Annotated in this window: 8 protein-coding genes; 4 read left to right on the forward strand and 4 right to left on the reverse strand. The window is 52.6% G+C overall.

What is annotated here, in order from left to right:
* Positions 1-259 precede the first annotated feature (259 nt).
* Together ggt and AC0QHF_RS17515 are read right to left on the reverse strand one after the other, a co-directional pair.
* Complete coding sequence (gene ggt, locus AC0QHF_RS17510; protein ID WP_324705528.1) at positions 260-1,972, reverse strand: gamma-glutamyltransferase; 1,713 nt, start codon at positions 1,970-1,972, stop codon at positions 260-262.
* A 105-nt stretch (positions 1,973-2,077) separates the two neighbouring features.
* Positions 2,078-2,311, reverse strand: coding sequence for a hypothetical protein (locus tag AC0QHF_RS17515; RefSeq protein ID WP_324705522.1), 234 nt, complete (start codon positions 2,309-2,311; stop codon positions 2,078-2,080).
* Between the two features lie 222 nt (positions 2,312-2,533).
* Here AC0QHF_RS17515 and AC0QHF_RS17520 point away from each other — a divergent pair, with 222 nt between their 5' ends.
* The 3 genes from AC0QHF_RS17520 to AC0QHF_RS17530 all read left to right on the forward strand — a co-directional run bounded on the left by AC0QHF_RS17520 (position 2,534) and on the right by AC0QHF_RS17530 (position 9,399).
* Positions 2,534-3,133: a sulfite oxidase-like oxidoreductase gene (locus AC0QHF_RS17520; protein ID WP_324705523.1), complete on the forward strand. Its 600-nt coding sequence runs from the start codon at positions 2,534-2,536 to the stop codon at positions 3,131-3,133.
* Between the two features lie 26 nt (positions 3,134-3,159).
* A complete protein-coding gene (locus AC0QHF_RS17525; protein WP_324705524.1) occupies positions 3,160-4,362 on the forward strand; it encodes a hypothetical protein in 1,203 nt (400 codons plus the stop codon).
* Between the two features lie 243 nt (positions 4,363-4,605).
* Entirely contained in the window at positions 4,606-9,399 is a 4,794-nt protein-coding gene (locus tag AC0QHF_RS17530; RefSeq protein ID WP_324705525.1) for an nSTAND1 domain-containing NTPase, read from the forward strand.
* Positions 9,400-9,455: 56 nt separating this feature from the next.
* Here AC0QHF_RS17530 and AC0QHF_RS17535 read toward each other — a convergent pair whose 3' ends face one another.
* Together AC0QHF_RS17535 and dnaG are read right to left on the reverse strand one after the other, a co-directional pair.
* Positions 9,456-9,671, reverse strand: coding sequence for a hypothetical protein (locus tag AC0QHF_RS17535; RefSeq protein WP_324705526.1), 216 nt, complete (start codon positions 9,669-9,671; stop codon positions 9,456-9,458).
* Between the two features lie 540 nt (positions 9,672-10,211).
* Entirely contained in the window at positions 10,212-12,137 is a 1,926-nt protein-coding gene (gene dnaG, locus AC0QHF_RS17540; protein WP_324705529.1) for a DNA primase, read from the reverse strand.
* Positions 12,138-12,589: 452 nt separating this feature from the next.
* Here dnaG and AC0QHF_RS17545 point away from each other — a divergent pair, with 452 nt between their 5' ends.
* A complete protein-coding gene (locus AC0QHF_RS17545; RefSeq protein WP_324705527.1) occupies positions 12,590-13,192 on the forward strand; it encodes a DUF2062 domain-containing protein in 603 nt (200 codons plus the stop codon).
* Positions 13,193-13,287 lie beyond the last annotated feature (95 nt).

Below are 13,287 nucleotides of genomic sequence, written 5' to 3' on the forward strand. Positions count from 1 at the left end.
GAAGGGTGTAGGGTGTAGGGTGTAGGGTGTAGGGAATAGGGAATAGGGAATAGGGAATAGGGAATAGGGAATAGGGAATAGGGAACAGGGAATAGGGAATAGGGAATAGGGAATAGGGAATAGGGAGTCGGGAGTCGGGAATAGGGAATAGGGAGTAGGGAGTCGGGATTTTCCGAGATTTATAGGAAGGCAGGCGCGGAGGCACTGCCCCTACGGTTGCGATCGCCGAACAAATTTTACCCCACACCCCACACCCAATTTAAAATCCGACTGCCGCACCGTCTCGGCGGGGATCGGCTGCCCCCTGCAATTGGCCGTCCGGTGTCACGACGATCGCATTTACATTTCCCCATCCGTCCCGTTTGACAATTTCGTGTCCCCGCCGCCGCAACGCTTCAACCGTCGCCGGGGGGGTGGTCGAGTCCACCAACAAGCGATCGGGAAGCCACTGGTGGTGGATGCGGGGTTCGGAAACGGCTTCGGCGACCGTCATATCGAATTCCAACACATTCAACACCGTCTGCAATACCGTGGTGATGATGGTACTTCCGCCGGGGGAACCCGCCGCCATTATCAATCGATCGCCCTCGGTGACGATCGCCGGCGTCATGCTGGAGAGGGGGGTTTTTCGGGGTGCGATCGCATTCGCCTCACCCCCCACCAAACCGTACAGGTTGGGGACGCCGGGGGCGACGGAAAAATCGTCCATCTCGTTGTTGAGCAAAATGCCGGTGCCCGCGGCTACCACCCCCGCGCCGAAGCCGCCGTTGACGGTGAAGGTGAGGCTGACGACATTGCGATCGCCGTCAACGACCGTCAGATGGCTGGTTTCCGGGGATTCCCAGATGTGGCGGTTCAGGATATCTCGGGCGGCGGGTGGAATTTCGTCGGAAGGGGTGGCCCGTTCCCGGTCGATTTGCGATCGCCGGATATCGGCGTAACCCCCGCTGACGAGCGATCGCACCGGAACCGCCACGAAATCCGGGTCGCCGAGATATTCGGCGCGATCGGCGTAGGCGATCCGCATGGATTCCGCCAGCAGGTGGAGGGTGTCGGGGTCTTGTCGCCCCCAACTTTTCAGGTCGTAAGGTTCGATCAAATTGAGGATTTGCAGCAGGTGGACGCCGCCGGAGGAGGGGGGCGGCATGGCACAGATCTGGAATTGTCGGAAATTGCCGCAGAGGGGATTCCGCCAGATGGGGGTGTAGGCTTCCAGATCGGCGAGGGTTATCAACCCGCCATTTTCCGCCATATCCGCCGCGATCGCTGTGGCAATTTCCCCGGTGTAGAAACTTCGGGGATCGGCGGCGATAGTTTTCAGGGTATCGGCGAGATCGGCTTGGATTAAAATTTCCCCCGGTTCGTACATCTGGCCGTCGCGGGTAAAAATCGCCCTCGCCGCCGGGTTGGCTGTAATAACGTCCCGGCGTCGTTCCAGTGATCGCACGAAATATTCGCTCACGGGAAAGCCGGTTTCCGCCAATTGTATCGCGGGGGCGACCACCGTTTCCCAGGGCAACTGTCCATAATATTTGTGGACGGTGAACAGTCCGGCGACCGTTCCGGGGACTCCGGCGGCTAAATGTCCGTCCAAACTGGCCCGTTCGATGACTTCGCCGTTTTCGTCCAGGTACATATCCCGAGAGGCCGCTTTCGGTGCCCGTTCCCGGAAGTCCAGGGCTTGAATTTGATAATCTTCCCGGGCCGGGTCGGGAAATCCCGCCAACAAAAACCCTCCCCCGCCGATGCCGGCGGAAAAGGGTTCGACGACGGAGATGGCGAAGGTGGTGGCGACGGCCGCATCGATCGCATTTCCGCCTTTTCGGAGCATTTCCACCCCCGCTTCGCTGGCGAGGGGATCGGCCGAGACGACCATGCCGCGATCGCCTGTTTCGAGGGGGGCGAGTTGTCGGGTCGGGGCATCACATCCGACGGTGACGATCGTTGTGAGGGTGGCAATCAAACCCCCCATCAGTTGGGTGGGGCGAAAAACTGTTGGGGATGGGAAGTACCGTTGCACAGATTCAGTGTCGGGTGAGATGCGGTCGGGCGATCGGATGGATTCCGGATCGGTGACTCATCTTATCGTAATTTCGTCCCGCAGAACAAAGTTGCCGAAAATCAACAGTCCGACGATCAGGCTCAGTTTGACGGGCCAGGGGGTGACGACGAAAAACCACATCGAGGAAACGGTTCCGATCACTCCGGCGAGCAGGCGGGGGAGCTCGTCGATCCAACTCATGGCGTTGCTGAGGCTGATCCAAGTCGATACGCAGGCGATCGCAAGGGGAATCAAAAAATGGGGTAACATTGTTTCGATTTCTTAACACTACTAGATGGTTATACAGCAAAATACGGATTTTGGCGAGGGGGATCGATTCGTGACCCCCGGAACTCAAGACGAGTTGGAGAACGGTGCGAGTTCCATCCTCAAGGCTCCGGTTGTGCCATACAATAATTGGGGTGTCGGGTGTGGGATTGGGTCAATCTCCGCCGACTCCCAATCTTTATTATTGCCACGGAAGAGTTGAGAATGCTGGGGAAATTTTTCCAGAAGCCAGACGAGGAACTGAGCGATCGCGTCCCCCCGGGCCAGTATTTGGCGAAGGGGTTTCCGGTGCTCACCTACGGGGAAACGCCGCAGATCGACACCCGGGACTGGGAATTGAAGGTGTGGGGACTGGCCGCACCCAAGACCTTTACCTGGTCGGATTTTATGGAAATGCCCCAACGGGAGTTGACCGCAGATTTTCACTGCGTCACCCGCTGGTCCAAATTGGATGTGAAGTGGCGGGGGGTCACGGTCACGGATTTTCTGAATTGTATCGAGGTCGATCCGAAAGCGGTTCACGTCATGGAACACTGCTACGGGGGGTATACGACCAACATCTCGATGGAAGATTTCGCGCGATCGCAAAATTTCTTCGCCCACACCCTGTCCGGCGAACCCTTGCCGGCGGAACACGGCGGCCCGATGCGGCTGGTAGTCCCCCACCTCTACGCCTGGAAAAGTGCCAAATGGATCAACGGTCTGGAGTTTCTGAGTGAGGAGGAACTGGGATTTTGGGAACGCAACGGCTATCATACCCGGGGAGAACCTTGGGCACAAGAGCGGTATGCTGATGGGGGTTGAGATCGCACCTTCGGGCGCTAAAATCAATGAATAAAGTATTGCTGGAACGGGCCAAAGACCGGGCGGCCGTTTTTGAAAAATTTCTCCAGACCGAACGGGACGAGGAGGCGAGTGCCATCCGACTGGCATTTTTGGATCGGGGTGTCGAGAATTCCCCCTACCGAACCGAAATCGAAAACTACCCGATCCACCTGCAACAAAAACCGATGACATTTGGCCCCTATCCCCGCCGGGGGGAACTGCCCAAAATTAATACGACCCGCTTGGATTTTCTCCATGGGGACATTCAGGAAGCGTGCATCTGTTTGGGTCGCTTCCGAGACGACGATCGCATCGAAACCGTCTGGATGGGGAAAAATGCCCTCCGCAACACCCAGTTTTGGAGTTCGACGAAAATTATCCCGGTTCTCAACGTTTTGGGGCGGGTCAACGGTTTGTTTCCGGACTCGAAGGTGGAAGATTGGCGGGTGCGAGATCCGGACGAGGAGGGGCGGGAATTTTCCTTTGTGGAGGCGATCGCGGATATCGTCAGCTACGAGAAAAAGATCGGCAGTTCCAACGCTCTGGCGGCCACGTTCAAACGCTTCGCACGGCGATCGGAGTTGGAACGGTGGCTGATCGACATTACCGGCAATCAAAGTTTGGAATTTCGGGGGGATTACGGCGAAGAGGCCTTCATTCAAAATCCGCAACTGGCCGATGAAAGGCTGCAACAAATCCTACTATCGGCGGCGGAGGAAACGCCCCGGGGGGAGAATCTTCTGTCCGCCTACGACCTGACCCGGATCGTGTCGATGGTGGGGTGGCACTACCACCTCGACCCCGACGCCCGATTGCCGGGGGTGAACTGGGACGGCCTCAAAGCCGTCATCGCGGGGTTGGGACGGGATACGGCGAGATTTGTGGATGTGGCGTTGGAGACGTTGGGGTTGGAGGAGGCGATTTTCGCCCCCGTGATTTTGTCGAAATTGGGCCACGGCCCGAGCCAACTCCGGCAGGCGATCGAGACGACCTACATGGTGTTCGTGCAGTTCGGCGATCGCCTCCCGACGCAGACGGGACAACCCGCCCGACTGCGAACGTTGGCGATGACCCTGCGGGGCGGCATCCCGATCGCCGACTTCGAGGATTATAATCAGGAATCGGTCCGGCTCGACGCCCGCATGGCGGCGGAAGTGACGGAAATTTTGCGGCGGGTGGTGACGGAGGAGTTGGACGCGATCGCCTAGGGGAATTCCCGGAATTGAGGTCCCATCGGCGATACTAGAAAACAGACCGGGTGCATGGGCGAGGGTTGTTGTTCCTATTTATAGCTATCAGGTATCGGTTATGAGCAATTCGCCCGGAGTTGAAGTTAGATTCAGACCGGCGATCGGACGCATCGGCGAAAGAGAAATGGGTGCAGCACTTGAGGACATTCAACATTAGCGGGGCGGAACTCTCAGGAGTGACCGTCGGGAGGTCATCGCAGAATGGACGATAGGGAACGCACCAACCGAGACGCACTCAAAACCCTGATCCGCAGCATCACCCGGATGCAGGGCGATTTTTCGCTGATTTTGGCCCGCTGCAACTACCGTTGTACCCGAGAAACCATCGTCAAACAGTTGCACGAACAGTGTCCCATTCCCGTCCGAGAACTCGTCCTCGATACTGCCGTCAAAACCCTCTACACGACCATTTTAAACGCCTTAGAAGGTGAAGAAACTCGAGCTTTGATGGTCTTCGGTTTGGAATCTGTCAACCATCTTGAAGATGTCCTCAAAGCCACCAATCAGATGCGGGAAGAGTTCCGAAATTTCCAGTTTCCCCTGATTTTGTGGGTGAGCGATCGCCTCATGTCGATGATGATTCGCTCGGTGCCGGATTTCCACAGTTTTGCGACCACCGTCCATTTTGAAGTGGAAACGGACGAGTTAATTCAATTCCTGCAACGCACCACCGCTCACGTCACCGAACAATTGTTAAACAGCGGCGCGGCGGTTTTTTTGGACGAGGCGACCCTGCAATTGGAAAGCGGTTCCCCCCTGCGGACGGAACTGGAATTCGCCCAACAGGAGTTGAAACGGCGGGGGGTGACGCTGGACCCGGAATTGGAAGGAAATTTGGAATTGGTATTGGGTCGGGTCGCCGACAATACCAAGATAGAAGCCCTGGAACATTATCAAAAAAGTTGGCACCATTGGCAGCGGGCGGGCAATCCGTTGGGTTGCGGCCACGTTTTGTTTTATTTGGGGTTCTGGTGGCGTTATTACGCCATGATGCACCGGGGAGAAAAGTGGGAAGCCTGCCAGAATGCGAGAAACTATTATCGGGAATGTTTGGAACAATTGGAGGCGGCCGATCGCCCCGATTTGGTGGCAAAATTTATCAACGCCCTCGGCGAGGTTTTGCTGTATTTGGAAGAGTGGGACGAGTTGGAGGCGATCGCCAACAGAGCTTTGGATCTGCATCGACAGCAGTCCAATGCATTTCGGGAAGCCCGAGCCCATCATTTTTTGGCGGAAGTGGAACTGGCGCGAAACAATTGGAAACCCGCCGGAGAAATTATTCAAAAAGCATTGGATATGCTCCGGGAGCAGTTTTCCCAGTCCCACCGGTTTGTGAGTGCCGAGGACGTGCGGCGTTTGGATTGGGAGAAGTCCTACCATTGGGGCTGGTATTTGCTGTGTCTGGGGCGATCGCAGCAGGGTTTGGGGCGACATCGGGAGGCGACTATCACGTTGCAAAAAGCCAAAAAGAAGACCAAACCCGCCTACGATCCGGAACTCTATATTGACATTCTCCACCGGCTGCACCACAGTTACTTTCACCTAGGAAAATATCTCAAAGCCTATCACGTCAAGCAACATCGCCGGGAAATTGAACAGCAGTTTCGGTTGCGGCCGTTTATCGGCGCGGGGTCTTTGCGAGAAAGTCAATTCATCAATAATCCTGGCTATCCAAAACGCGAAGAGGAGGCGATCGTTAACCTGGAAATCAGCGCCTCCGGACGATTTGACGATATCGAAAAGTTGGTCAAACGCCTCGGGGAAGATCGGCACAAATTGACCGTGGTTTACGGACAGTCCGGGGTGGGGAAAAGTTCCCTGTTGCAAGCCGGGTTGCTCCCCAAACTCAAGCACAAAAGCACGCTGATTCAAACGCGGCGAATTCTGCCGATTTACCAGAAAACTTACACCCATTGGATTCACGGTCTCAGCGGCGCGATCGCCTCTGCCTTGGAAGAATTGGACAACTGTGAACTGGATTCCGGCTTTCTCAACACCCCCGAGGAAATTTTGGCACAAATTCGAGAAATTGTCAATTCTAGAAATTTGATGATCGCCCTCGTTTTTGACCAATTTGAAGAGTTTTTTGTATCTCACAAAGAACCGAAAAAGCGGGAGACATTTTACCGCTTTCTTCGGGACTGTCTGAATACCCCCTACGTCAAAATCGTCTTGTCTCTCAGACAGGATTATTTGCACCATTTGCTCGAAGGTAACCGGTTGAAATATTTCGAGTCCGTCAACGACAACATTTTAGACAAAAACATTCTTTACTATCTGGGAAATTTCCTGCCGGACGATGCCAAATCCGTCATCCAAAGCTTGACCGACAAAACGCAGTTTATTTTAGATCCGAAACTCATTGATCGCCTGGTGGCAGAACTGGCGGGAGAAGCGGCGGAAGTCCGTCCCATCGAGCTTCAGGTGGTCGGTTCCCAACTCTACGCCAAGGACATCAAAACCTTGGAAAAATACGAACGGGAGGGGCCGAACCGGCGGCTGGTCGAGAGCTATTTGGAAGAGGTCGTCGAAGACTGCGGCTCGGAAAATAAAGACCTGGCAGAATTGGTGTTGTATTTGCTCACCGACGAGTATAATAATCGACCCCTGAAAACCCGCTACGATTTGAGCCGAGAGCTGACCAATTGGGCCAATTATTTAAATACCGAATCCGACAATTTAGATGCCGTCCTGAAAATTTTCGTGCAGTCAGGATTGGTGTGTTTGCTCCCGGAAATACCCGAGGAACGCTATCAACTCGTCCACGATTATCTGGTGTCTTTCATCCGGGAACAACGCAGCAGCGAATTGGTGGCAAAACTCGACGCAGAAAAACGCAAGCGGGAGCAAGCCGAAGCTGAAATTATCAAACAACGCCTCGTCAACATGATTGGATTGTGTATCGGACTGGGATTGTTGTCAATTGCATCATTGTTTCTTTGGCAAAATACAAGATTTCAGGAGAGGCAGACAAAACTGGCAAAATTAAATTATGAATATTTTGCATTTTTGCAAGGAGAATCAGATCAATTAAAAGCATCTATAACCGCCATTGAAGCCGGAAATATCCTCCGAAATTATCCCAAAACTGAAATCGAGCGGAGGACGGCGGGTTCCCTTTGGGAAGTCGAAAATATCTTGCGGGAACGCGATCGCCTCCAAGGACATTCCGGCAGCGTTTTGAGTGTCAGTTGTAGTCCTGACGGCCTGCGGATGGTATCGGGAGGTCAAGATGGTACGATCAAATTATGGAATCGTGATGGTCAGTTGGAGAAGAGTTGGAGAGGAGATGAAGGAACGATTTGGTCCGTCGCTTTTAATCCAAACTCAGACCGAGACAATCAGATTGTTGCTTCCGCCGGTCAAGATGGAACGATTAAATTATGGAAATTAGATGGAACATTGATCGGTATTTTACGAGGACATACTGATGAAGTAAAATGGGTCAGCTTTAGTCCCGATAGCCAACAGTTGGCTTCTGCCAGTCGAGATGGAACGGTTCGTTTGTGGAGTCTCAATGGAAAGGAAATTGCAATTTTAAATGGAGATGAAACCTCGATTTTGAGTGTCAATTTTAGTCCGGACGGTCAACTGATCGCTTCATCCGATGACAAAGGTACGATCAGATTGTGGAACCGGGACGGTGAATTAATCCAAAAATTTAAAGCTCATGAGGAAGCAATTTGGAGTATCGATTTTAGTCCGGACTCTCAGTTTTTGGCTTCTGCGAGCCACGATCGAACGGCGAAACTGTGGAAGCGAGATGGTACATTACACCAAACCCTCGGCGGACATGAAGCGGCAGTCAATAGCATTAGCTATAGTTCGGACAGTCGGTTCATCGTGACGGGAAGTAACGATACAACTATAAAAATATGGACGTATGACGGGACTTTAGTTTCGACAATGCGAGGCCACAATAATATTGTTAATCAGGTTGATTTTTTGCCTCGGAGTCAAATGCTAGTTTCGGCCAGCGTCGATGGTTCGATCCGATTGTGGGATCGGTCAAATCTCCCCTTTGTTTTTAAACCGAATGAGACGATTCACAATGCGGTATTTAGTTCGCAGGGTCAGTTTATCGCCTCCGTGAGTAGTGACAATAGTGCCATTCTTTGGCATTTATTTTTGCCGAATCTAAAACTCAGGTTTAACGCCCATGGAGATACGGTCAATAATATCAGCGTCAGTCCGAACGGTCAACTGATCGCCTCGGCGAGTGCAGACAAAACCGTAAAACTATGGAATTCTCAGGGGGAAGTCTTAAAAACCCTGCCACATGACTCTCCCGTGTGGACGGTCAGCGTCAGTCCTAACGGCCAACTAATCGCAACGGCGACGGACGATCGCATCATTCGATTGTGGGATCGAAATGGGAGATTACAACGGACGATCGCGGAACATACCGACCCCATCAACGACCTCAGTTTCAGTCCGGACGGTCGGACGATCGCCTCTGTGGGTGACAATGCGATTAAAATTTGGGATATTCGAGGAAATTTGGTTCGAGATCTGTCTCGGGGGGGGCTAATTTTTTCCTCCGTTTCCTTCAGTCCGGATGGAGAAATTTTGGCTGTGGCAACCGGGGACGGTTCCCTCCAATTGTGGAAAACATCGAATTGGGAAGGGATTGAAATGACGGCGATCGGACGGCACAAGCGAGGAGTCTATGACTTAGTCTTCAATTCAACCGGAGAGATTCTAGCTTCCGCAAGTATAGATGGAACGGTCAAGCTGTGGGATCGCTACGGTCAGTTAATTACAACTTTGGAAGTTGGGCCTCAACCCGTTCTGTCGGTGGATTTTAGTCCCGACGATAAAATTTTAGTCGCCACCGATCAGGATAATCGGATGGTCTTTTGGCGGTTGGATTACAGCCACTTCAATCAAGTCCCTTATTTACTCGAACAAGCTTGTGGTAAACTGGAAAATTATTTGAAATACAATTCTCGGGTGGTTGAATCCGATCGCAATATTTGTGACGGCATTAAATGAGGGACAGCCGCAAAGAAACCCGGTTTCTCCAGAAACCGGGTTCCTAAGTCACATATTTAACCTCGGGGGGGTCTGGCGGTTTGTACCCGTTCTGAATCAGATTCGGCTGTCCGAGCGATCGCATCTGACAATTGACTCTCAAGTTGAGAAATTGTTGGGGATGGATGGTCAAAATTCGGGGAACTGGGCTCCGCAGCCATCACCCCCGCAGTATTGATGGCGAGGACACCGGCGATCGCGCAGGAAGATAGGATAATAGTTTTCAGTGACATGACATGACTCCTTGTTGTTTCAGTCTCGATCCGCCATTGACTTCCCCGGTATGAATTTGCATAACGACTGGCGATGGGTAGATCAACTTTTTGTAATTGTGGGAAGCTTAAAGCGGATTTTTTTCAGTTCCAGCCGTCCCGAATACCCGGTGATTAGTGCCTCAAATTTGGCTTCATTTCGCTGTTTCTGATACTCCTAAATTAGGGGTTTACACTGATCTATACAAAGGTTTCAATCCGAATCAGGAATGGGACTTTTAAGATAAAAACATTCTCAAGATTTATCCTGTCAGTCGGAACCCCTTTCAACTCATCTGTTCTACCTCTTAAGATAGGTGGAGGACAATCGAAATTCAAGGGGAACTATTCCAGATCCGGAACCGTCACCGTGAAATACGGAGATTATCCGTACTACAGTCAAATGTTATACAATGCTGTACAACAACAGATGAGCATCTCCAATCTCTAAGTTAACAAGCGATAATGAATTGACAATTAAATGAATCTGATAAGATTCTCATCTTTTTTTCATATAACTGCTTAAAATATCAATTCAGAGAACTTGACGTGGCGGAGTTCTTCCAATTCGTTCATTCGCCGTTTTTCTGCGTATATTTGTTGGTGATAATAATGGGCGAGTTCGGGATTGAGGGTGAGGTCGGTCTTTTGCCACAGTTCCAAATAGTGGAGGTAGCGTTTTTCGCACATCACCAATTCGATGCAGGCGACGGCTGCACGGATGGCTAACGGGGCGCGGTGGATGTCCTTTTTGGTCTTTTCATCCAAGTTAAATAGATGGGAGACTTGGGAGATTTCCGGACTATTTTCGGAGTCGAAGTTTTGCAATTCCGAAATTAAATCAATATCCAGCAAAAATCTTTTATCGTCAATTTTTGATTCGATCTCATTTATTTTTATCCACAAAAATCGATGAATCAACAGGCTAAACTGCAAATCCTGTTCGTCCAAAGCGTTGACAATTGATGTCCGATGTTCCGGGCAGTGGAGGTAAATTCGCAGCAGCAGGGCTTCGGCTTTTTCCAGCAGGGTGCGATCGCGCTTGTCGGGCAGCGAAATTTCCGGCAGAGATGGGGATGCTTTTTGTTTTTGCGATCGCGGTTTCTGAATCTGTTTTCGCAGGCTGTCTGCCAGCATCGGCACCAGGCGGGATTGACCCTGGCTGAGAATTTCCGCGCCGGCTTGGATGTAGGCCGTGCGCTGGGTGACATCTTCGATTTTGCGGAGCAACTCCACCATTTCCCCCGCCACTTTTTGAGATTCTGCCACGGTTTCCAGCTTCTTTCCGGCGAGAATTTGGCGGATTTGCCAGTCGATAAATGGGGGGGCCTGTTCGAGCAAATCTTGATAGTCGTGGCGGGTGTGGATATAGAGATATTCATCCGCATCTTTTCCGTTGGGGAGGTTCAGGATTCGCAACTGGACTTCCCCCCGATAGGCGAGGGTTTCGATTTCCCCGATCGCTCGTTCGGTGGCTTTCGTACCGGCGGCGTCCGCGTCAAAATTGAGGACGATTTCCTTCGATTCCGTATAGCGGAGTAGCTGCCGGATTTGATACAAACTGAGGGCAGTTCCCAAAGCGGCCACCACGTTTTCCACCCCGGCGGCGTGGAGGGCGATCGCGTCAAAATACCCCTCCACCACCACGGCGCGATCCTGCTTGGCGATCGCATTTTTCGCCCGATCCAGCGCGAACAGGGTTTTTCCCTTGTCAAATAACTCGGTTTCCGGGGAATTGAGATACTTCGGCATTTCGTCCCCGAGGCTACGGCCCCCGAACCCGATCACCCGGCCCTGGATGTCGCGGATGGGGATGATCAGGCGATCGCGGAAGCGATCGTAATAGCCGTTTCCCGCCTTGCGGGGGACGATCAGCCCCGCCTGTTCCACCAATTCCAGCGGAAAGCGCTTCTGTTCCACCAAATAGCCGTAAATCGTCTCCCACCCCGGCGGCGCGTATCCCAACTGAAAATCCCGGATCGTACTCTCTCCCATGCGGCGGGAAAATTTCAGATATTCCAACGCCTCTTCCCCCTGGGACTGTCGGAGAGCGTGTTGGTAAAAACTGGCCGCGATCGCCAAAATTTCATACAGCTTTTCCCGCAGCGACAGGGTGCGCTGAAACTCCTCGTGTTGTTCGGGGGACTCGGTTTTCACCGGCACCTGGTAGCGCCGCGCCAACTCCAACACCACGTCGGAAAACGAGGATTTGTCCAACTCCATCAAAAATTTGATCGCATTTCCCCCGGCGCCGCACCCGAAACAGTAGTACATCTGTTTGGTGGGACTGACGGTGAAGCTGGGGGTTTTTTCTTCGTGGAAGGGACACAAACCGGCGAAGTCCTTTCCCTGTCGCTTCAATACGACCCGTTCCGAGACGATATCGTAAATGTCGGCGCGTTGTTTGACCTCCTCGATGGTGTCGGGGTGGATGCGGGGACTGGACATGGATTGAGCGTTTTGAATGAAAGAGTGTATAAGATTGTAGCCGTTCTCGCGACACGGTTGACCGGGGGCGTATTCCGAAAGAGATAATCGGTCAACTGTAGGGTTTTTAGCCGTTTCCGCGATCGGGCGAGGGCGGTTGACGAACGCGATTATTTTTGCTACTATACCATCCAAGCCGTACTTGATTTTACAAAATACAATCGTCGCATTGAGCCGTTCGGCTGGGTGTCGAATTTCCGAAAGGCGATTTGATATCAACTCGTTCAAAAAATTGCCATTTTTCCGATCGCGCGATCGCCCGATTGAAGGGTCGATTTCGCCTTCCCGAAAGCTGGCGTTTCGTCCGGTCATTTGTACAGAATGATACCCCCGACAAGTCGGACATTTAAGGTCGGGCAAATGGGGCCGCGATCCTCAGCCTTTTAACTTCAAATTAATTGTCCGAATCCCCAATGGCAGTGCGATACAATAAGAAATCGATCGACAAGGAGGAACATCAATCCGTGTATCGGTTGTCCGAACCCCGACAGCGAAAGACAATCTGGGAGTCCTGGCGACGCTGGTTTCGCCTGATGTATCTGCGGTTCATCACCCTGCGGGGGCACCCGGAATATTTGGCGCGGGGTCTGGCGGCGGGGGTGTTCGCCGGATTTTTCCCGTTTTTCGGGTTTCAAACCCTCCTGGGTGTGGCGATCGCCGTAATTTTTCGGGGCCACAAGTTTCTGGCGATCGCGGGAACCTGGATCAGCAACCCCTTCACCTATTTGCCCCTATACTTTTTCAACTTCCAAGTGGGCCGCTGGCTGCTGGGAGTCGAACAGTTGTCCTCCCTCGGGGACGACCTGCGATCGCTGACCCAATTTAGCGATATCCTCGAATTTGGGGCGGAATTTGCCACCGTGCTGCTGGTCGGATCGTCCGTGGTGGGTCTGGCGGGGGCGATCGCGAGTTACGTCGGCGGCTTCTGGGTTCTGCGACACTGGCGGCAACGGCGTCTTCGCCAGTCAAAAGTCAAAAGTCAAAAGTCAAAAGTACGGCAATTTCCCACTCAGTGAGGTACACGGATTCAATTCAAGTCCCCCTTGTGAAGGGGGATCATGGGGGATCTTTCCCGTTCAAAAAAGGTGAAGATCCCCCCCGGCCCCCCTTT

It is taken from the genome of Lyngbya sp. CCY1209, from assembly GCF_055795065.1.

What these genes read in the sequence shown, in the direction of transcription:
- AC0QHF_RS17535 (WP_324705526.1), bottom strand. Translation starts at nt 9,671, where the DNA reads ATGTCACTGAAAACTATTATCCTATCTTCCTGCGCGATCGCCGGTGTC.
- AC0QHF_RS17520 (WP_324705523.1), top strand. Translation starts at nt 2,534, where the DNA reads ATGCTGGGGAAATTTTTCCAGAAGCCAGACGAGGAACTGAGCGATCGC.
- AC0QHF_RS17525 (WP_324705524.1), top strand. Translation starts at nt 3,160, where the DNA reads ATGAATAAAGTATTGCTGGAACGGGCCAAAGACCGGGCGGCCGTTTTT.
- AC0QHF_RS17515 (WP_324705522.1), bottom strand. Translation starts at nt 2,311, where the DNA reads ATGTTACCCCATTTTTTGATTCCCCTTGCGATCGCCTGCGTATCGACT.
- dnaG (WP_324705529.1), bottom strand. Translation starts at nt 12,137, where the DNA reads ATGTCCAGTCCCCGCATCCACCCCGACACCATCGAGGAGGTCAAACAA.
- AC0QHF_RS17545 (WP_324705527.1), top strand. Translation starts at nt 12,590, where the DNA reads ATGGCAGTGCGATACAATAAGAAATCGATCGACAAGGAGGAACATCAA.
- ggt (WP_324705528.1), bottom strand. Translation starts at nt 1,972, where the DNA reads ATGGGGGGTTTGATTGCCACCCTCACAACGATCGTCACCGTCGGATGT.
- AC0QHF_RS17530 (WP_324705525.1), top strand. Translation starts at nt 4,606, where the DNA reads ATGGACGATAGGGAACGCACCAACCGAGACGCACTCAAAACCCTGATC.